General features: G+C 51.9%; 13 protein-coding genes. 4 read left to right on the plus strand and 9 right to left on the minus strand.

The window, feature by feature from the left end:
• The first annotated feature begins 10 nt into the window (after window positions 1–10).
• The 4 genes from proB (at window position 11) to BUQ91_RS03495 (ending at window position 5,131) form a co-directional block, all read left to right on the plus strand.
• Window positions 11–1,150, plus strand: coding sequence for a glutamate 5-kinase (proB, locus tag BUQ91_RS03480; protein WP_073424466.1), 1,140 nt, complete (start codon window positions 11–13; stop codon window positions 1,148–1,150).
• A gap of 41 nt (window positions 1,151–1,191) precedes the next feature.
• The gene (scpB, locus tag BUQ91_RS03485; protein WP_012820032.1) at window positions 1,192–1,896 is read left to right on the plus strand and encodes an SMC-Scp complex subunit ScpB; all 705 of its coding nucleotides are present in this window, start codon (window positions 1,192–1,194) and stop codon (window positions 1,894–1,896) included.
• Window positions 1,896–4,535 (plus strand): DNA mismatch repair protein MutS, encoded by a 2,640-nt coding sequence (gene mutS, locus BUQ91_RS03490; protein WP_074208160.1) that lies wholly within the window; start codon window positions 1,896–1,898, stop codon window positions 4,533–4,535. Before scpB ends, mutS begins: the two co-directional genes overlap by 1 nt.
• Window positions 4,536–4,648: 113 nt before the next feature.
• A complete protein-coding gene (locus BUQ91_RS03495; protein WP_254842229.1) occupies window positions 4,649–5,131 on the plus strand; it encodes an HD domain-containing protein in 483 nt (160 codons plus the stop codon).
• A 45-nt stretch (window positions 5,132–5,176) separates the two neighbouring features.
• On the opposite strand, the gene BUQ91_RS03500 is transcribed toward BUQ91_RS03495, so the two are convergent.
• From BUQ91_RS03500 to BUQ91_RS03540, 9 genes are all read right to left on the minus strand, one after another.
• Complete coding sequence (locus BUQ91_RS03500) at window positions 5,177–5,644, minus strand: RidA family protein (RefSeq protein ID WP_074208162.1); 468 nt, start codon at window positions 5,642–5,644, stop codon at window positions 5,177–5,179.
• A 126-nt stretch (window positions 5,645–5,770) separates the two neighbouring features.
• A complete protein-coding gene (locus BUQ91_RS03505) occupies window positions 5,771–9,169 on the minus strand; it encodes an MFS transporter (protein WP_074208163.1) in 3,399 nt (1,132 codons plus the stop codon).
• Window positions 9,170–9,445: 276 nt separating this feature from the next.
• Window positions 9,446–11,131 carry a sodium-dependent transporter gene (locus tag BUQ91_RS03510; protein ID WP_074208164.1) on the minus strand — a complete coding sequence of 562 codons (1,686 nt, stop codon included), beginning with the start codon at window positions 11,129–11,131 and terminating at the stop codon, window positions 9,446–9,448.
• A 106-nt stretch (window positions 11,132–11,237) separates the two neighbouring features.
• Window positions 11,238–12,629, minus strand: coding sequence for a GGDEF domain-containing protein (locus tag BUQ91_RS03515; RefSeq protein ID WP_074208165.1), 1,392 nt, complete (start codon window positions 12,627–12,629; stop codon window positions 11,238–11,240).
• Between the two features lie 127 nt (window positions 12,630–12,756).
• The gene (locus tag BUQ91_RS03520; RefSeq protein ID WP_074208166.1) at window positions 12,757–15,030 is read right to left on the minus strand and encodes an aconitate hydratase; all 2,274 of its coding nucleotides are present in this window, start codon (window positions 15,028–15,030) and stop codon (window positions 12,757–12,759) included.
• Between the two features lie 162 nt (window positions 15,031–15,192).
• Window positions 15,193–15,975, minus strand: a complete 783-nt coding sequence (locus BUQ91_RS03525; RefSeq protein WP_074208167.1) for a PDZ domain-containing protein — start codon at window positions 15,973–15,975, stop codon at window positions 15,193–15,195.
• Between the two features lie 155 nt (window positions 15,976–16,130).
• Complete coding sequence (gene trpA, locus BUQ91_RS03530; protein ID WP_074208168.1) at window positions 16,131–16,883, minus strand: tryptophan synthase subunit alpha; 753 nt, start codon at window positions 16,881–16,883, stop codon at window positions 16,131–16,133.
• Between the two features lie 5 nt (window positions 16,884–16,888).
• On the minus strand, window positions 16,889–18,166 hold the full coding sequence (gene trpB, locus BUQ91_RS03535) for a tryptophan synthase subunit beta (protein ID WP_074208169.1): 1,278 nt from the start codon (window positions 18,164–18,166) through the stop codon (window positions 16,889–16,891).
• Between the two features lie 561 nt (window positions 18,167–18,727).
• Entirely contained in the window at window positions 18,728–20,281 is a 1,554-nt protein-coding gene (locus BUQ91_RS03540) for a bifunctional indole-3-glycerol phosphate synthase/phosphoribosylanthranilate isomerase (RefSeq protein ID WP_074208170.1), read from the minus strand.
• Window positions 20,282–20,347 lie beyond the last annotated feature (66 nt).

The following is a 20,347-nucleotide window of genomic DNA, read 5'->3' on the forward strand; positions in this document are numbered from 1 at the left end:
CGACTGAAAAATGAGTGAATTAAGAAAGAACATTTTAGATGAAGCTCGCCGCGTGGTGGTGAAGATTGGTTCTCGCATTCTCGTGGATTCCGAGCGTGGTGGCGTTCGTACGCGATACATCCAGAAGCTCGCGGATTCCGTGGCTCGCTTGATGGATGCCGGCAAGGAAGTCGTCATTGTCACGAGTGGCGCTGTGGGTACGGGCATGGCTGAACTGGGTTACGCTCAAAAGCCGACCGTGCTTGCCGAAAAGCAGGCTTGCGCTGCCGTGGGTCAGATTGACCTCATGTACGCTTATCGCGAAATGTTCCGCTGGGTGCAACTCTCCGTCGGTCAGATTCTTTTGTCTGCAGAAGACTTCCGTGACCGTGCTCGTTACAAAAATTTGCAGAACACCATCAAGGCAATGCTTGCCAAAAAGATTGTTCCGATTATTAACGAGAACGACTCTTTGGCCGTTGCCGAAATCAAGGTGGGCGATAACGACAAGCTCTCAAGCGATGTGGCGCTCTTCCTTGATGCTGACTTGCTCCTCATCTTTACGGATGAAGACGGCTTGTTTGATGACAATCCGAAGAAGAATCCGAACGCCCGCTTGTTGAACTTTGTTCCTGAAATCACGCCTGCGATTTTGGCTTTGGCCGGAAAGCCCGGCGAGGCCGGATCCGCCGTCAGTACCGGCGGCATGAGGAGCAAACTCGAAGCCATTCGCAATGTGACGAAGAGCGGCGCGAATGCATTCCTCGCTAGCGGTATGAAGGTGCTCCCGCATCAGGTGTTCTTTGAAAATGCAACAGGTACGTTGTTTGCAGGTTCCAAGAAAAAGCTCAATAGCCGTCAGCGCTGGCTGAGCTTTATCACAACTCCGCGTGGAAGCGTGATTGTCGATGAAGGCGGCGTGAAGGCTTTGCGTGAAAATCATTCGAGCTTGTTGCCGGTGGGCGTGATTGCGGTACAGAAGCATTTCGACAAGGGTGACTTGATTGAAGTCCAGGACGAAAAGAAGAATCCTGTGGCTCGCGGTGTCGCTGGTTTTGATAGCGAAACGCTTAAGCTTGTGCTCCGCAAGAAGACTGCTCAGGTGCACGAAATCTTGGGCAAGAATGTTCCGGATGAACTTATCCACAAGAACGACTTGGTTGTATTCTAATTAGGTGACTTTAGACCGCTTTAGACAAAAGGATCAAACGTATGGCTGAAGATCAGAATGTCGAAGAACTGGCCGAAGAATCGGCGGAACTCCCGAAAGTTGAAAGTAGGGAAGACCTGGCTCGTATTATACAGGCGCTCGTCTTTGCATCCCCAGATGTTGTGACGCTCAAGAAGCTTCGCGAAATTCTCGGCGATTTTTTGGATGCTCGTTCTGTGGCGGATGCGCTCATTACAGCGAACGATTCTTTGAACAAGATTCAGTCTCCGTTTGAAATTGTGGAACAGGCGGGCGGTTACCGCTTTAGAACACGTGCAAAGTATTATCCGTGGGTGCGCAAGCTCTTCCCGGAAGCAAATGCAAGACGCCTTTCGCAGGCAGCTCTTGAAACGCTTGCCGTGATTGCGTACCAGCAGCCGATTACCAAAGCCGCCATTGAACAGGTGCGTGGTGTTTCGTCTGCAGATGGTCCGATCCGTAACTTGCTTGACAAGGGCTTTATTACTTTGGGCGCAAGAGCGGAAACGGTCGGTAACCCCTATACTTACGTGACTACGCAAGAATTTTTGAAATACTTTGGTATCAATCGCATTCCGGAAGACTTGCCGCGTTTGCGCGAATTCAGTGAACTTTTGGAAGCTGGCGCTTTGGTGCCGCAGTACTCCAAGCCTGATAACGCTCCAGAAGAACCGACTCCGCTCGAAGAATCGACTGACCAAATTGAATTGTCTATGGGAGATGCTTAATGGCCGTTACTCCGTTGATGCAGCAATATTACGAAATCAAGAAAGAAAATCCTGGCTGCATTTTGTTTTTCCGCATGGGCGACTTCTTTGAACTTTTTGAAGATGACGCTGTAATCGCCTCGAAAATTTTAGGTTTAACGCTCACGAGCCGCAATAACGGCGCTTCCGGTGCAACGCCTTTGTGCGGGTTCCCGCACCATGCTGCCGAACGCTATGTGCCAAAGATGGTGGCTGCCGGCTACCGCATCGCCATTTGCGAACAGGTCGAAGACCCGAAACTGGCGAAAGGCATTGTCAAGCGCGACATTGTTGAAATCATCAGCGCCGGCACGGCGATGAACGAAGAAAACCTCAACGCAAAAGAGGCGAATTATCTTTGCGCTTATGTGCCTGCGACAAGCGATGATGGCAAGGGCGGAAACGGGGACGTAGCTGCGTTTGCGATTGCCGATGTGACAACAGGTTACTTGGCCACGTGCCGTAGCAGTGTGCAGGCTTTTGAATGTGAATTCAGCCGCCGCATGCCCAAGGAAATTGTGATTCCCGAAGGGACGACAATCCCATCGGCGATTATGGACTTAATCAAGGCGGAAAACGTCTTGGTCACCGAACTTCCGGCGATTTTGTTTGCAGAAGACCAGGCAAAGGATGTGCTGTTTACGCACTTCAAGGTCGAAGCGCTCGATGGCCTTGGCTTGGATGGTCGCGTTTTTGAAACGTCCGTGACGGGCGCATTGCTCCAGTATTTGATCAACCAGAAAAAGTCCGAACTGTCGCACTTTACGACGCTCGAGATCTTGAATCTGGACGATTACATGACGCTCGACCCGAGTACGCTCCGCAACTTGGAACTCGTGCGTCCGCTGAATGCTGACGATTATTCCAGCACGCTTTGCTCGGTGCTCGATTTTACGGTGACGGCGATGGGTGGGCGTACGCTCAAGGACTGGGTGAGCCATCCGTTGATTGCTGTGGACCGCATCCGCGAACGCGAAGAAGCGGTGGGCGAGCTTGTCCAGAATCCTGTGGCGCTTGACGAACTCAAGGAATCGCTCACGTCGATTCTCGATATGGAACGCTTGATGGGCCGCGTCGGTAGCGGTCGTGCAAATGCGCGTGACCTCGCGGGAATGGGACGTTCTCTTTCGCAGGCATCAAAGGTCGCTGACGTTTTGGAAGGCTTGCATGCGCCGCTTTTTGAAGGGCTGCGTGAAACGCTGAATGCGGCAAAGGGCCGTGGCGAAGACTTGCTCAAGTACTTCAATGATGACTTGCCGATGACGGTGCGCGAAGGCGGAATGATCCACCCGGGTGCAAGTGCAGAACTTGATGCAATGAACGAGGACATCAAGGAACGTCGTGAATGGATTGCTTCGTTGGAAGGCCGTGAACGCGAACGTCTTGGAATCCCGTCTCTCAAAGTCGGTTACAACCGCGTGTTCGGTTATTACATCGAAATCACGAAGGCGCAGATGGCAAAGGCCACGCAGCCGATTCCGGATGAGTATATCCGCAAGCAGACAACGGTGAACGGCGAACGCTATATCACGCCGGAAATGAAGGAATGCGAATCCGTCATCAGCAATGCCGAAGTCAACATCCATGCGCTGGAATACAAGATTTTCTGCGAACTTCGCGAACGCGTGAACAGCTGGCGCGCCGAGCTCCAGGGCATTGCCGATGCGATTGCCCGAGTCGATAGCTTGTACAGCTTTGCTCGTGCGGCCCGCAAGTACAATTACGTTTGCCCTGAAGTTTTTGAAGGGACGGGTATTGAAATTCGCGGCGGTTTCCATCCGGTGATTGTCGCGGTGAATCCTGATTTGAACTTTGTCCCGAACGATGTGACGCTCTCGCCGGACGGTACGCGACTGATGCTCATCACCGGCCCGAACATGGCCGGCAAATCGACGTACTTGCGCCAGACGGGGCTCATTGTGCTCATGGCGCAGATTGGCTGCTTTGTGCCTGCCGAAAGTGCGCGCATTGGTGTGGTGGACCGCATCTTTACGCGTGTGGGCGCAAGCGACCGCTTGAGCCGAGGTCTCAGTACGTTCATGGTCGAGATGATCGAAACGGCGAACATTTTGCGCAATGCAACGCCGCATAGCCTTGTGCTGCTCGATGAAATCGGTCGCGGTACGAGTACGTTTGACGGTCTCTCAATTGCGTGGGCGATTGTCGAGACTCTCCACAGCGAGCCTGCCCGCATGGCGCTTACGCTGTTTGCAACGCACTATCACGAATTGACGGGGCTTGTAGAATCGTTGGAACATGCCGGAAACTTCCAGGTCGCTGTACAGGAAAAGGGCGACAAGCTTACGTTTTTGCACAAGATTCTCGAAGGCGCTTGCGATTCGAGCTATGGTATTCACGTGGCCGAGATGGCGGGGCTCCCACCTAACGTGGTGCGCCGAGCTCGCAAGATTTTGCTCCGTTTGGAAAAGCAGAAGATTGACCCGAGCGACGAGGCGCAAAACAAGAAAATCAAGGCGCAGCCGCAGATGGACTTGTTTGCACCGCCAGACGAGAACACGCTTTTGCTCAAGGATGAAATTCGCAGGCTCAAGCCCGAGGAAATGACTCCGATGCAAGCGCTGCAACGCCTCATGGACCTGAAGGAAAATTACGGGAAATAGCAATTAGTCAATAGTCAATGGTCTTTAGATAAATGCGGCGAAACTGCAATAATAAAACTACTGACTAATGACTAAGAACTAACAACTAAAATATGATAGATTTCGCGGCTTTAATGAACTTTGCTTTTGAGAATCGGCTCTACGAGTCCGAGGTTCATGGCATTGAGCATTGGCATCAGGTGGAGTACAATGGGCTCCTCTTGGCGAAAAAGACTGGCGCCGACATTGATGTGGTGCGCCTGTTTGCTATTTTCCATGATTCGCAGCGTTTGGATGATGCGTACGACCGTGAACATGGCGCACGTGGTGCAGAATTCGCAAAGCTCTGCCGTGAAGAAAAACGCTTTGAGCTGGACGATGAACGCTTTGGCTGGCTGTATGATGCGTGCCGCCTCCATACGATTCAACCGCGTACGGGAAACATTACGATAGACACTTGCTTTGATGCTGATCGCTTGGATTTGGGCCGTGTCGGGTTTCCGCTGGATCCCAAGAAAATGGCGACGGAATGGGGTGCAAAAATAGCCCAGAAGTCTCTCACTTCGGGCTATTCCGTATTCCACATGCGCGAATGGATCCGCAAATTGGTGCTTTAATCCGTCATCCTGGAGCGTAGCGACGGGATCCATTATTTCTTGTACTTACTCTGCGATCGCCTGGAACGTGCAGCTGATTTCGACAGCGACGTTCTTCGGGAGCGTCGAAACGCCGACTGCCGTACGGGCGTGCTTCCCGTTTTCACCGAGAATCTGTACGGCAAGTTCGCTAGCGCCATTCAGCACAATCGGCTGGTCGTGGAAATCGTTTGCGGACTGCACAAATCCCTGAATCTGCACTAGTCGGAGCGTTTCTCCATTTTTGAGTTGCGTGAGGGCGGCTGCAATGTTGTTCAAGAAGCAAATCTGTGCGGCTTCCTTGGCCTTTTCCACAGAAATCTGGTTCGGAACAACGCCGGTAAAAGCGGAAAAGTCGCCTTTCACGGACGGCAACTGTCCAGAAACAATAATCGTATCGCCAAAGCGCGTTGCCGGAACATAAGCGGCAACCGGTGCGGGGCAGGCGGGGAGCGTCAGCCCCAATTCTTGGAATTTAGAGACAATTTGACTCATGTAATCTCCTTGTTTTTTCGCCATTAATATACAATAATTGAGATGCATTGGGGGCGTTTATGGCCCGCAATTTAAAATGCCCGCACGTTTTTGCGTGCGGGTATATTTTAAGGCTATTGTTGGCGATTACTTCTTCTCTACTAATTCCGTGGCGAGTTTCTTCATTCCGTTGAAGTCCCACTTGCCGCTGCCGAGCTTCGGGATGGCTTCGACGCAGAACACAGAACCCGGCTGCATAAGCGGTGGGATGCCCGATTTACGCAAACTTCTCGAGATTTCTTCCGTATCGAGCGTTTCGTCGCCCTTGACGAGGAGCACGATGCGTTCGCCCTTGACTGAATCCGGAACAGCGGTAATGGCGAATTCGTGTTCGCCCATGATGTCTGTTTCTGCAATGCGGAGTTCCACGGCGGTAAGGGAAATCATTTCGCCGCCGAGCTTTGCGAAGCGGCTGTAGCGACCGAGAATCTTGACAAAGCCGTCTTCTGTGATGGTGCACTTGTCTCCGGTCTTGTACCAGCGGCGTCCTTCGGCTTCAAAAATGACGGCGTCTGTTTTTGCTTCGTCGCGGAGGTAACCCTTCATGACTTGCGGGCCTGTGATGACTAGCATGCCTTCTTCACCCGGAGCCAAGAATTCGTTTGTCTCGGGGTTAATAATGGCACCTGTAGAACCCGGGACGACCATGCCGATGCTCGTGTGGTCGCAGCACTTTTCCATCGTCAAGAAGTCGTCGAGCAATACGTTCGGGGCGTTGAGCGTGGCAAGCGGCGTGAGTTCCGTGCAACCGTAACCTTCGTAAATGTCCTTGCCGAACTTGAGCTTGAAGGTCTCGCGCATTTCGGGGCGGAGCTTTTCGGCACCGGCAATCACGTAGCGCAAAGAGTCGAGGCACATGGGGTGTACCCAGCGGTTGATGGCGATGGCGCGGAGGAACGTCGGGGTGCCCATGAGGATGGTTGCCTTGTATTCGGCGCATACGCGGGCAAGCGTCTTGATGTCGGTCGGGTCGGGGCAGAGCACCATTGGCACGCCGTCGAGGAGCGGCATCATGAACGTCATCGTAAAGCCAAACGAATGGAACAGCGGGAGGAGCGATGTCATCACGTCGGTGCGGCAAAGCCTGATGACGTGGTCTCCTTGCTGGGCGTTGGAAATCACGTTCTTGTGCGTGAGTTCTACACCCTTCGGCGTTCCTTCAGAACCGGAACTGAACAAGATAACGGCATCGTCGGTTAATTTAGACGTGGTGAACCAGAAATCTCTCAAAAGCTTCTTGGGGAATGTAAGGACGATGAACGATTCGAGCAGGCGGCAGAAGGTACTGATTTTCTTTTCTTCTTCGTCGATGTAGAACATCTGGCATTTTTCGGCGAGCTGCTTGAAGTCCGGGTTCTTGCCGCAGAGCTTGTCGAAGAAGGCGCGGGACGTGACGATTGTTGAAAGTTCAGCCTTGTCGATGCAGCCGATGAGCGTGTCCACAGGCGAGGTGTAGTTCAGGTTGACGGTCGTCCTTCCGCAGCCGAGGATAGACATAATGCCGAGGGCGGCATCGCGGCTTGTGGGGAGCATGAAGCCTACATTCTGGTCGTTCTTGGTGAGCGACTTGATCTTTTTGCCGAAGTGGTGGCAGAGGCGGATCATCTCGTAACCATTCACGTGGCGGCCGGCAGGGTCAATCAAGATCGGGCGGGAGCGGCGCTTGCGCATGGCGCGGTACCAAAGCGGAATGATGCTTGCGGAATGGTCCATCGCCATGTTCCAGATATCCGTGCCCAAGTTCTGCAAGTCCTTGCGGATAACATCTTCGGGGGTGGAGGCGGGAAGTGCCTTGCCAAAGCCCACGCTGATGACGCGGTTGAAGTACTGCGGGCGGTTTACGCATTCGGAGGCGTGGCTGTAACGGCTGCCCCAGAGACCCTGGATGTAGAACGGGACGATTTGCGCTTCTGTGCCTTCGATAGCCTTGCTGTAATCAAGCGAGAACTTCGAGACGAACGGGCTCTTGGAAACTTCGCCTTCGGGGAAGATGACGACCGCTTCGCCCTTCAATAGCGCTTCGTGGATTTTTTCCATGGCTTCGCTGGGGTCGCGGCGGTTGATGTTGATGACGGACTTGCCGTGAGAGAACCAGCGCAAGTACCAATCTGCAAACGTGTTCCTGTTGCTTGCGATGAGGAGCGTGCGCGGAGATGCCATCTGGAGCACGGCCCAGTCGATGAAGCTAAAGTGCGGACCGACCAAAAGGAGCGGACCAGATTCGGGCATATTCTGGATGCCGTGGACCTTGACCTTGTAGCGGAACACGTATGAGAATGCAAAGCGGAGCCCAGCGCGGAGGAGCGTCATCGGGGTGCGTTTGAGCGTGAACACGAACGTGAGGGCGAGGATCACAGCGAGGAAGAATAGCTGTTTGTGGAGGCTGAGTTCGGTCATGAGGAAGAGGATGACCTGGAAGCCAAGTAAGATGAACAAGAAGCTCATCTGGATCATGAACGAAACGGCGTGGATGCGGCCAGATGTGTCTGGGCGTGTGACGTTTTGGATGACCGTGCGGAGGATGACGAATGCGGAGCCTGCCCAGAAGGCGATGAATGCGTAGAGGAACGCAAGGACGTACTGGTTATTGATGAATGGCGTTATAATCATCGTGATGGAAGACGCAATGGCGGCAAGCGGGATAAGGCCTGTTTCCACGAAGTTCTTGGAAGACTTTGCGGCACTGATGGCGCCAATGATGTAGCCGATTCCGGTGAAGATGAACGTCCACTGGAAAAGCGTTGTGCTTTGCGTACCCGTCATGTTCTGCGAAATCATGATGAGGAACTGCGTTACGCTCCAGAAGGCTGCAATGCCGAGCATCGAGAGCTTGAGCATCGGGTTTGACCAGGTCGAAGAGAAATTGCGCATGGGGGAGCGGAGCTTGACGAACTTATTCTGTTTGCTGATGCGGATGCAGAATGACGAAATCGCGGCGACGAGGCCTACAGCCGAGAGGATGAACGGGAGGAGCGTGTAGCTAATGGTCGAGCTGTCGTTCGGGCTATAGTCAAACGTGAGGAAGGATATAATCGTGATGCCGAGCGCCATGAAAATCAAGTGCTTGGCGTTGATCTTCACCAGGTCGTTCCCGTCGGTGATTTCTTTCATGAGACCGATTTTAGCGGGGCTGAAAATCGCGAGGAAAATGCCGTACAAGAAGAGCAATGCAAACGCGCCGAAGTCGAGCCTGTCGCCAAAGAAAAATGCGATGAGCAACACGGATAAGGCCATGCCAGCGGAACTCCAACCCATGACTTTGCTTTTGGGGAAACGTCCGGCAAAATAGCTTGCCACATGCATCATGATAATGCTCGGCGAGAACATGGCGAACTGGAGCAGTAGGCTTAACCAGAAGAATCGTGTGCCTTCGGAGTTGAAGGTTATCCAGCGTTGAAAATGGATGAATAACCCCAGTTGCATGAATGAACTAAAAAATACAGCAATGTAATAGGGAACTTCGCCAGGACAGGTTGTGCGTTTCATATAATCGTTGTTAGGTATGAAAAATTGTTTAAAAATGTGAGGTAAATATAGTAATGATTGGTGGGGATAAAAAAGGAAATGCCCGCGCGGTGGCGGGCATGACGTTAATGAATAGATTGCTTCGCTACGCTCGCAATGACGTGGAAGTTGAGCGATGCAGAAATAGCGATTACTTCTTGAATACTTTATAGAAGCAGAATGCGCAGAGGCCCGTAATGGCGCTCCAAGAGCAAATCATGAATACGAGTCCGCCTGTAGTGAATTCAGCGTTCATTTTTAGCCCTCCATGTTTTCGTCAGAGTTACCGATTTCCATCTTCTTGATTTTCTTGCTGCGGCCTTTTTCAGCAGGGCCTCCTTTGCGCCAAGCATAGGCAATGGCAAGGTTCAAGAGCAAGAACAGAACCAATAAGAATCCGCGGAATGCCCATGTGAATCCGATTTTTGGGAATGTGTGGCCGAGGAATTCGACTGTTGCGCTCGGGTCCACATTGCTAAGCGTAATGAATGGGAGGCCGTCCGTTGCCGTGAACGAAATCAGAAGCACTATCAGGTAAATCGGGCACACGTAAAGAATTATCGGGCGGAGGAAGCGCGGGAGCTTGAGGAGTGAGCCATCGTTCATGGTGGCGAAGGCTTCGTTTTCACCCGGTTCCACAACAACTTCAGCAGGGAGGTCTCCATTTGCCTGGGCTTCCTTGGCATTGCGGCGTCCGAGCACGAGGCTAAAGAGTACGGCCTGGATCATGCCCACGAACACGATGAGGTACATACCGCCCCAGAAGTCGAGTTCATCAACCGTGCCTGCGGCGAGGCCGAAAATAGCGGTGAGGCTACCGATAAAGGTAATCGTGCTGACCGTCGTGACAGACTTTTTACGCGTAAACTTGAGGTCGTCTTCGCAGAAACTGATGAGCGGCTGGATGATGGAAATAGCGCTTGTAATGCCTGCAAAGAAGAGCATCGTGAACCAAACCGTTTGAAGCACGCCACCAAACGGGAGCGTTCCGAAAACGTAAGGCATGGTCTGGAATCCAAGACCGAACGTACCGAGCTTGGCACATTCTTCGATGTTTGCGCCTGCGATAAGCACGGCCATCGGAATCACAACCGTACCACCAATAATCACCTCGGCGAAGCCGTTCGTTGCACTTGCCGTGAGCGAAGAAAGCACGAGGTCCTCTTTCGGCTTGAGGTAGCTTGCGTAGCAGAAAATGATGGCCATACCGAGGCTCATCGTGAAGAACACCTGGCCTGCAGCGGCCATCCAGACCTTCGGGCTAGCGAGCTCCGAGAAATCTGGGTTCCACATGAATGCGAGACCCTTGCCGATGCCTGGGAGCGTGAGCACGCGGACCACAAGCACAAGGCCTAAAATCAAGAGAATTGGCATGCAAATCTTGTTGGCGCGTTCAATGCCTTTGCGCACACCGAACGAAAGCACAATCATGTTCGCGATGAACGTAATGAGGAAGAAGATGATGGCGACCGGGATGCCACCGACGCAAGTCTTGAGCATAATGTAGTTGCTAAAGAATTCCGTCATCTTTTCGGGCCCCTGGGCGACCACTTCCATCAATGTGCCCGTTGCGGAGTAGAACGCGAATGCCAAAATCCACGACTGGATGAATCCGTAATAGAAAATGATGAAAATCGGCGGGAGAAGTCCGAGCGAGCCCAGGTACTTTGCCCACTTCTTCTTTTTCTGGAAAATGATGTGGTAGGTACTTGGGGAGGTGCCGTAATTGTGGTAGCCTGCGTAACGGCCAAGCGTCCATTCAATCCAGGCGAGCGGAATTCCGAGGAACACAAACGCAATGAGGTAAGGGATGATGAATGCGCCGCCGCCGTTTGTAGCTGCTTGCACGGGGAATCGAAGGAAATTGCCAAGACCGACTGCAGAACCAGCGACTGCGAGGATAACCCCGAGTTTGGAACCCCAGTTTTCACGATTGTTTGCCATTTCTATTTTCCTAGAATTTAAATGAATCCGTTTTTTATTGTTATCGCATTAAATTTAGTTATTACTCGAAATATGGCAACTTTGAAAAATGTTACGCTAGGGGCTTTTACTTTTGTCCTTTTTTTATTTTCGCTTTCTTTTCGTACATGGATTCGTCGGCGCGCTTGAAAACATCTTCAACGCTATCTCCGCTTTGATATTCGGACATGCCGACGGCGGCTGAATAGCGTTCCCAAGGCAGGCCTTCTGTGTTGCTCATGCTTTTCTTGAATTCTTTTTCGGTTTCTTTGAGTAACTTGTTTCTGTTTTCGTAATCGGTGTTGCGCAATATGACTACGAATTCATCGCCTCCGATTCTGTAAACGGGGGAATGTTTGTATGTTGTACAAATGATATTGCATGATCTGGAAATGTACTTGTCCCCGCAATCATGACCATAAGTGTCGTTCACATTCTTGAGGTCGTTGATGTCGATCATTACGATAGCGAATGTGGCTGAACCGCTGTTGATTTGTTCTTGAAGTGTATCCTTCATCTTGTCGTAAGCGATTTTACTATTGACATGAGTCAAGGCGTCTTTGAAAGCGAGAATTGTCATGCCTTGAGCCTGTTCCTGGGCAGAACGGGCTTTGGCTTCGGCTGTTAAAAGTCCCCGGACATAGTTGCGCATGTCTTGTGACATTTGTGAAATCGCATTTGCCAAAGATTCGACTTCGTTGTTCGTATGGATATCGGGATCATCGAAAACGAGTTCTTCGGGGGTCTTGTTTTCGCGGCTTTTTTCTGCGAAATGGCGTGCGCTTCTTTCGAGTGCAAGGATGGGGCCTGTAACGTTATGACGTAGCCAAATAATCAGGATAAGGCCAAAAAGGATTCCCAAGCACAGCGTTAAAAGAACGTTATAAATAACATAGTGATTGACAGTCTTGTGCAGTTCTGCAATAGAAATGTCGGCGCAAATGACACCGAAATGGACTCCGACCGAATTCACGTAAGGTTTGCATGCGGTGTAGGCTGCTCCCCAGTCGGAATCTTCTTCAAAGTAAGAAGTTTTTTCTTCTTTAATGGCTCTAGCGAATTTTTGAATTTCAGCTGGTTGGTAGGCATCGGTTGTTTCTAGGAGCTTCATATCCTCTTCGCCACGGGCGCGTTCCTCGTTGCTCGTGGCAGAGCAAATGTTGTACATGGAATCGTTGCGGACGAATAAAGAGTACAGGTAGAACAACTCGAAATCATCGACCATGCCGTTGAGCAATGTTTGGACTTTTTCGTATTTTTCGCTTTTTTGCCCAGTGAGGGTACACTGGTAAAGGTCGTCCATGTCAATCTGGTTTGTAATGTAATTCAGAATATTGTCAAGTTTGTCGTCATAACGTTTGTAGAGTGACTTGGAGTAAGTAAGATAGGATTGGATTGAAAGTATAAAACACAAAAATGCGACAAAGACAGCGCTTCCGACAATAAGGCTTTTATGAATAGGCTTCTTGCGATTCTTCATACATTGCTCCTTATGAGGAAAATATAGACTTTTTTTGAAAAAAAGCAAAAAAAGCCATCACTCACGTGAGGACTTTTTTGAGAAATTCGCCTTGCCTAGCGCAAGTTGCGGACTTGTCGAGTGTATGTTATTTGTTGTTCGCGCGGATAAGGTTGAGGGCGGAACCGGCCTTGAACCATGCCCACTGCTGTTCGTTGTAAGTGTGGCTTAAGGCGATGTTATCGACGGAGCCATCCTTGTGGTGGGCGACGAGCGTGAACTCGGAGCCCGGAGCGAACTTGGTGAGACCTGTGATATCGAACACATCCTGTTCCTGGATCTTGTCGTAGTCGGCGGCGTTCTTGAAGGTGAGGGCGAGCATGCCCTGCTTCTTGAGGTTCGTTTCGTGGATGCGGGCGAAGCTCTTCACGATCACGGCCTTCACGCCGAGGAAGCGCGGTTCCATAGCGGCGTGTTCGCGGCTGGAGCCTTCACCGTAGTTTTCGTCACCGATGACGATGGAGCCCGAGCCCTTGGCCTTGTAAATCTTGGCAAGTTCGGGGACTTCCTTGTATTCACCGCACTGGCAGAGGACCTTGTTGGTTTCGCCGTTGAAAGCGTTCACGGCACCGATGAGCATGTTGTTCGAAATGTTTTCGAGGTGACCGCGGTAGTTGAGCCACGGACCAGCCATAGAAATGTGGTCGGTGGTGCACTTGCCCTTGGCCTTGATGAGGAGCGGGGCTCCGGCGATGTCCTTGCCGTCCCAGGCGGCGAACGGGGCGAGAGCCTGCAAGCGCTTGCTGGTCGGGTTGATGGAAACGGTAATGTTGGAACCGTCTGCTGCCGGAGCCTGGTAGCCAGCATCCTTCACGTCGAAGCCCTTCGGCGGGAGTTCGCACTGTTCCGGCGGGTCGAGCTTCACGGCCTTGCCTTCGTTATTGACGAGGGTGTCGGTCATCGGGTTGAAGCGGATGTCACCGCTGAGGGCTGCAATCACGGCCATGAGCGGGGAGGCTACGAAGGCGTGCGTATTCGGGTTACCGTCAGCGCGCTTTGCGAAGTTGCGGTTGAAGCTGTGAACGATGGTGTTAAGTTCTTTCTTGTCGGCGCCGGCACGGTCCCAGCGGCCAATGCAAGGACCGCAGGCGTTCGTCATAATCGTTGCACCGAACTGCTTGAACAAGTCGATGAGGCCGTCGCGTTCGGCGGTGTAGCGAACTTGTTCGGAACCCGGGTTGATGAGGAGCGGGCACTTCGGGGAAAGACCCTTGGCGAGAGCCTGCTTGATCATGTTAGCGGCCATGTAGAGGTCTTCGTAGCTGGAGTTCGTGCAAGAACCGATGAGGGCGGCACTCACGACCGGAGTGGATTCCGGCTTGGTTTCGGTAGCCTTGAGAGATTCTGCCATGTCGGTCACGGCGAATGCGCGGTCCGGGCTGAACGGGCCGTTGTAATGCGGGATGAGCGTGTTGAGGTCGATTTCCACAACGCGGTCAAAATACTTTTCCGGTTCTGCTTCAACTTCCGGGTCTGCCTTGAGGTCGGCAGCAATCTTGTCGGCGGCGTCAGCGACATCGGCACGGCCAGTAGCGCGGAGGTAACGGCTCATGGAATCGTCGTAGCTGAAGGTGGAGCAGGTGGCGCCCACTTCGGCACCCATGTTGGCAATCGTTGCCTTGCCAGTAGCGGAGAGGCTGCGTGCGCCTTCGCCAAAGTATTCGATAATAGCGTTCGTGCCACCCTTAACCGTAAGGATGCCGGCGAGCTTGAGGATGATGTCCTTAGCCGTTGCAAAGCCCTGGAGTTTGCCAGTGAGCTTCACACCGATCATCTTCGGGTACTTGAGTTCCCACGGGAGACCGACCATGGCGTCCACAGCGTCTGCACCGCCCACGCCAATCGCGAGCATGCCGAGGCCGCCGGCGTTCACGGTGTGGGAGTCGGTACCGATCATCATTCCGCCCGGGAAGGCGTAGTTTTCGAGCACCACCTGGTGGATGATGCCTGCACCCGGGAGCCAGCAGTCAATGCCGTACTTGGCAGAGACGGACTGCAAGAAGTCGTACACTTCCTTGCTTTCTTCCTTGGCGCGGGGGAGGTCCTTTTCGACACCTTCGCGAGCGATAATCAAGTGGTCGCAGTGCACGGAACTCGGCACAGCCACGCGGGACTTGCCTGCAGTCGTGAACTGGAGGAGGGCCATTTGGGCGGTTGCGTCTTGCATGGCCACGCGGTCCGGGTGGAATTCGGCAAAATCAGCGCCGCGCTTGTAGGTTCTGTTTTCTGCGCCATCGATCAGGTGGCTGTAGAGAATCTTCTCGGCGAGAGTGAGCGGGCGGCCAAGCTGCTTGCGGGCAACAGCGACGCGTGCAGGAATGCGAGCGTATGTGGCCTGGATCATGTCGAAATTAAAAAGCATAGTTACCTCATGTAATTTTCGAGCGTAAAGATAGAAATTTTAGCATAAAAAGGGGGGAGGGATCCCCCTCGCTCCAGCCTTGGCTTACACTACCCCCACTGCGGGGGACACCCCCGCAACGCCCCCGGAATGCTGGCGTCTAGATATGAAATTTGAGCCTTACTAAAGGGTGTATGTTAATTTGACTTCTTTTTCAAAGCCATTTCTTAAAATAGTCATGGTCCAAATATCTCCAAAATTTGTTTTTTTCATGACATCATAGTAGTCTTCGGTTGAATAGATTCTTTTCCCGTTGATTTTTGTAATTATATCACCATGGGATAAATTGGCGTAGTAAGCTTCTGTATTTTTATAAATAATATTAATCAACGCTCCTGTATTTTGTTTGTAAATTTCGCGATCGTGACGGGTTAATTCAGATACTGCAATTCCTGGTGTATATGCGGCTCTTTTGTTTTTAGGAATTCGAATGAATAAATATGCAGAATAATCGTATCGTTGAATTGAGTACGAATAATTTGTATATGAAGTTGTTGCATAAGAACTTGTTGCCCCATATGCATTTGTGTAATAATGATAATTTGTGTATGGTACGGAATAGCTTCCATTTCTTGTGTCAGTATAATTTTCAGACCATATGGCTCTAGTTGCTTTTTCTTTTTTACAGAGTTTTTTTATTGCAGTATAGACTTCTTCATCACTAATTGCAGGTCCGTTAAATCCTGAATATCCTATACACCAATACCAATATGATGCAATTTCTCTAAATTCCTCATCTATATTATTTACTTTGAAAATTTTAATCTCTTCTCCTTCTTTAAGATATGCTTCTTTAGGAAAAAAGCCTTCGTCATGCCAAGGTTTATAGAAATCATCAAATCCTGTTGTGACACATCCTGTAAGAATGAATAAGCTGAAAGTGTATAGAATCAAAAATTTTTTCATGCCGTAAATATATTTTATGTGTGATTATTTTTCAAATGAGGACTATTAGCTGAAGGCTAACCTTGAATAAGGTTCGTGCAAAAAAAAGAGGCCGGTTGAATCCGACCTCTTTTTGCGAAATGCGCACGGAATGTACGCGAAAATGCGCGCGGGCTTTACTTCCCGGCGATTTCCTTGGCCTTGGCTTCGATTTCGGCGATTGCCTTTGCGCGACCTTCGGCGGTGTCTGCGTTGCTGAGCACAATATTCACGAACACGGAACCTGCGACTACGGCGTACACATGCTTAGAGAGCACCTTGGATTGTTCGCCATTGCGGATGCCAAAGCCGCCAAGAACCTTAGCGCCACCCTTACCGACGGTGTCGATAAAGTCGAGCGTCGCCTGGTCAATTGTGGTTTCGCTGCCGGTCGTGCCTGCGCGTAGGGCGGCGTAGATGTACTTGAAGCCCTTGGAAGCCATCGTTTCGAGGCGTTCCTTGGTCATGCTCGGTGCGGCAACCGGAATGTTTTCGAGACCGTGCTTCTTGCAAGCTTCGGTGAGGCCTTCGTCATGGTCGAACGGAAGGTCCGGAATGATGCAAGCAGAAACGCCTGCGTCCTTGCACATCTTGACAAAGTTTTCGACGCCCGGCGTAAAGGCGAGGGAACCGTAAGTCATGATGTAAATCGGCGTTTCAGGGTGGCGTTCGTGAATCTGCTTCACGATGGCGAGGCCCTGCTTGGTAGAATAGCCCTTTTCGAGAGCGATGGTGGAGGCCGTCTGGATGGCCGGACCGTCTGCGCTCGGGTCGCTGAAGGCGAGCTGGATTTCAAGAATGTTCGCGCCACCCTTCACAAGTGCGTCGGCAATGGCGATAGAAGTTTCAGCGTCAGGAAAACCCGCAATAAGATGAGACATTAAATTCATGGTGATTACTTCCTTGTCATAATTTCGGCGTCGTGGATGTCTTCGTTGTTTTCGAGGCGAACAAGTTCGGCCTTGAGGAATTCCTTCCACTTTTCGGGGCGGAACACCGGGCTTGTGATGAAGATGTCCTTGTCACCGCGGCCACTCATGTTGATGACGAGCGCCTTGTCTTTCGGGAGTTCCTTCGCAATCTTCATGGCGGCAGCACCGGCGTGTGCGCTTTCGAGTGCGAACAAAATGCCTTCGTTCCTAGCGAAGAACTTGACGGCTTCAAGAGCTTCCTTGTCGAGAATTGCCGTGAATTCCACGCGGCCCGATTCTCCGAGGGCAGCGAGCTGCGGACCAATGCCCATGTAGTCGAGACCTGCCGAAATGGAGCGCGTCGGCATGGATTGACCGTCTTCGTCAATGAGGAAGCGGCTCTTGTAACCCTGCACAATGCCTTCGCGGCTGGCGTTACCCGTCATGCGGGCTGCATTTTCACCGACGTTCGGGCCTATGCCACCGGCTTCGGCACCAATCAGGCGCACATTCTTGTCTTCGATAAACGGAGTGAACACGCCGATAGAGTTGCTACCGCCACCCACGCAGGCGACAACGGCTGCGATGTCAATGTTGCGTTCAGCGGCCTGGCGCTTGACTTCTTCACCGATAATCGACTGGAAGGTACGAACGATATCCGGGAACGGAGCCGGACCGAGAGCAGAACCCAGCACATAGTGGGTGTTCTTGAAATTCGTAGCCCAGTCGCGCATGGCTTCGTTCACGGCATCCTTGAGTGTGCGGCTACCGCTTGTGACCGGCACAACCTTGGCTCCGTACATTTCCATCGTTGCCACGTTCGGCTGCTGACGACGGACGTCCACTTCACCCATGTACACCACGCATTCGAGGCCGAGCTTTGCGCAAGCGGCGGCAGTGGCGAGCCCGTGCTGACCGGCGCCTGTTTCGGCGATGATGCGGGTCTTGCCCATCTTCTTGGCCAAAAGGCACTGACCGATAGCGTTGTTAATCTTGTGGGCGCCCGTGTTGGCAAGGCCTTCGAGCTTGATGTAAATCTGCGCACCGCCCAAGAGCTTGGTTGCCGTCGGGGCAAAGTACAGCGGAGTTTCGCGGCCAATATAGTCGCGCTGGATGATGCGGAGCTCTTCGAGAAATTCCGGATCGTGGATGTACTTGTTGAATGCCGCTTCGAGGTCGTCGAGCGGGCGGCGGATGATTTCGGCAACGTACTTGCCGCCGAACTTGTCAAAGAAACCGTTGTTAGAAGTTGTAGAGGTCATTGTTGTTCTGTCATCCTGAGCGATGGGCGGAGCCCGAAGTCGAAGGATCTAGTTAAGGGTTAAAGTCTCTATGCTTGTTGAAAAACCTTCGAGTCCAGAAACCAAAAAAAATCGGCTTCCGGAGAGTCCCGAAAGCCTTTTACAAACACTTGATGAAATCAGCAAACCGGACTCTATTTCGTAGAGCCCCACCACCAACGGTTGAAACGGATTACTGCATTCATCTTCATGTCATAAAATTTAGGAAGCCACGATAAATTTGGCAAGGGAATAGGAAAAAATTTGATATAAAAAATAGGCTTCCGATAACGCTCGGAAGCCATTTTATCAAACACTTGATGAAACCAGCAGATCCGTTCCGTTTTACGGGAACCCCTCCCGCAAGCGGTCTGAGTGGATTACCGATTTCACCTTTACGTATATCAATATACACTGTAATTCGTTGATTGTCAATAGGTTACGATAACTTTTTTGTAAATTTTTGGTACGATTTTGGTGCTGTATAGAAAAAGCCTATCTTTGTGGATAGGCGTTTTGTTTTAATCGCATTTTTTTTGAATGTTATTTTGCGGCGATTGCTGCAAACAGCGCTTTCATCTTGTCGTGATTCTTGATGCCGGGGGCGTCTTCGATGCCGCTTGAAACGTCGATAAGTTCGGGGTTGAACTTTTCGCAGATGGTGGCTACGTTTTCAGGGGTGATGCCGCCGGCGAGCCAGAGTGGGGAACCGCTTGCTTTTTCGCGGAGGAGCGATTCGGGGATGGTCTTGCCGGTGCCGCCTGGGATGCCTTCGACTTTGGCGTCCAGCAAAATGCGGGGTTCGCCGTTCTTGCGGATGCCTGCGACGTAATCGAAGTCTTCGGGGGCGCCTACGCGTGCTGCGCTGTAGTAGGGGAGGGCGTTACCGGATGCATCGTCGATGGATTTGTGCGGATCAACGCCGTGGAACTGTACGGCGTCGAGCACGCCTTCTTGGGCGAGCTTGATGGCTGTTTTGCCTTCGACGGAATTGGGGTCGGTAATCACGCCAACGAGAAGTGGAGCTACGTCATTGCAAGCGGAGCGAAGCAATCTAGTCTTGAAACTGCGCACGAATTCTTCGGTGGTAAGTCTCTTGGTGGTGCTGAACACGAAACCGAGCATGTCTGCGCCGAGTTCGGCGGCGAGGAGGCCGTCTTCTTCGCGGGTGATGCCGCAAATTTTCACGAGCGGGCGGCGCGCATCTTGTGATGAGGCTGCGCGAGTCTCGTTATTGGCAAACTTGCGTTCAGCGAACTTTTTCCAGAACTGTCCGCGGGCGTTTTCGCATCCGCTTTCGAATGCGCTGACCACGTCTTTGGCGAGCGGCGGATTCTTGGCGACTGCTTCACCGACGAGAATTCCCGTGAATCCGAGATTGCGGGCGTATGTCGCATCGGCGGCACTCAAAATGCCTGATTCAAAAACGGCTTTGGCGGGGAGCTTGCTGCGGACACTTGCGGGAATCAGCGGGTCCGTATGGAACGTGGCGAGGTCGCGCGAATTCACTCCTGCGACAATCGTCTTGGCGGCTGCAACACCGAGAGCGTCCGTCACAACGGAGAGCTTGCGGAAATCGTCAGCTTCACGGACTTCAACGAATGCCTGAATGCCGAACTGCTGTGCGCGCTCGGCCATTTTTACGAGCTGGGCGTCGTCGAGGATGCGGGCGATGAGCAAAACCGCATCGGCACCGCAGCGATAAGCGATGTCAATTTCGTCTTCAAATAAAAGGAAATCTTTGCGGAGAACAGCGCAAGTATGCAAGCCCTGCTGACGGCGGCGTTCCATCAAGTCCGCTACGGCAATCAGGTCTCGGAGCGAACCCTTGAAAAAGTTCATTTCGGTCAGCACGGAGACCGCTTGAGCGTGAGCTTCGGCATAAGTCGTGGCGAGTTCCACCGGATTCAGGTCCGGAGCAATGTCTCCCTTGGATGGCGAAGCCCTCTTGACCTCAAGGATTGCTCCTGCGTTTCCAAGAAATTCTGTATGACCAACGCGACGAGCCTCGGGAATATCAATATTGAAATTCAATCCGAGTCTGTCGATGTCCTCGCGGCGCATGCGCACGATTTTTTGCAAAATATCTTCGCTCATAATTCCTCTACGCCAATTGTAGAAAAATTTAAGGCGCGTTCCAATAAAATACTGTTTTAGTAGGAG

It is taken from the genome of Fibrobacter sp. UWB11 (assembly GCF_900143015.1).
In the GTDB taxonomy this organism is placed as follows: Bacteria; Fibrobacterota; Fibrobacteria; order Fibrobacterales; family Fibrobacteraceae; genus Fibrobacter.

Excerpts from the sequence above, each read along its gene's own strand:
- proB (WP_073424466.1), top strand. The coding sequence starts at position 11 with ATGAGTGAATTAAGAAAGAACATTTTAGATGAAGCTCGCCGCGTGGTG.
- BUQ91_RS03500 (WP_074208162.1), bottom strand. The coding sequence starts at position 5,644 with ATGAGTCAAATTGTCTCTAAATTCCAAGAATTGGGGCTGACGCTCCCC.
- BUQ91_RS03515 (WP_074208165.1), bottom strand. The coding sequence starts at position 12,629 with ATGAAGAATCGCAAGAAGCCTATTCATAAAAGCCTTATTGTCGGAAGC.
- trpB (WP_074208169.1), bottom strand. The coding sequence starts at position 18,166 with ATGACCTCTACAACTTCTAACAACGGTTTCTTTGACAAGTTCGGCGGC.
- BUQ91_RS03520 (WP_074208166.1), bottom strand. The coding sequence starts at position 15,030 with ATGCTTTTTAATTTCGACATGATCCAGGCCACATACGCTCGCATTCCT.
- mutS (WP_074208160.1), top strand. The coding sequence starts at position 1,896 with ATGGCCGTTACTCCGTTGATGCAGCAATATTACGAAATCAAGAAAGAA.
- BUQ91_RS03495 (WP_254842229.1), top strand. The coding sequence starts at position 4,649 with ATGAACTTTGCTTTTGAGAATCGGCTCTACGAGTCCGAGGTTCATGGC.
- BUQ91_RS03510 (WP_074208164.1), bottom strand. The coding sequence starts at position 11,131 with ATGGCAAACAATCGTGAAAACTGGGGTTCCAAACTCGGGGTTATCCTC.
- trpA (WP_074208168.1), bottom strand. The coding sequence starts at position 16,883 with ATGAATTTAATGTCTCATCTTATTGCGGGTTTTCCTGACGCTGAAACT.
- scpB (WP_012820032.1), top strand. The coding sequence starts at position 1,192 with ATGGCTGAAGATCAGAATGTCGAAGAACTGGCCGAAGAATCGGCGGAA.
- BUQ91_RS03505 (WP_074208163.1), bottom strand. The coding sequence starts at position 9,169 with ATGAAACGCACAACCTGTCCTGGCGAAGTTCCCTATTACATTGCTGTA.
- BUQ91_RS03525 (WP_074208167.1), bottom strand. The coding sequence starts at position 15,975 with ATGAAAAAATTTTTGATTCTATACACTTTCAGCTTATTCATTCTTACA.
- BUQ91_RS03540 (WP_074208170.1), bottom strand. The coding sequence starts at position 20,281 with ATGAGCGAAGATATTTTGCAAAAAATCGTGCGCATGCGCCGCGAGGAC.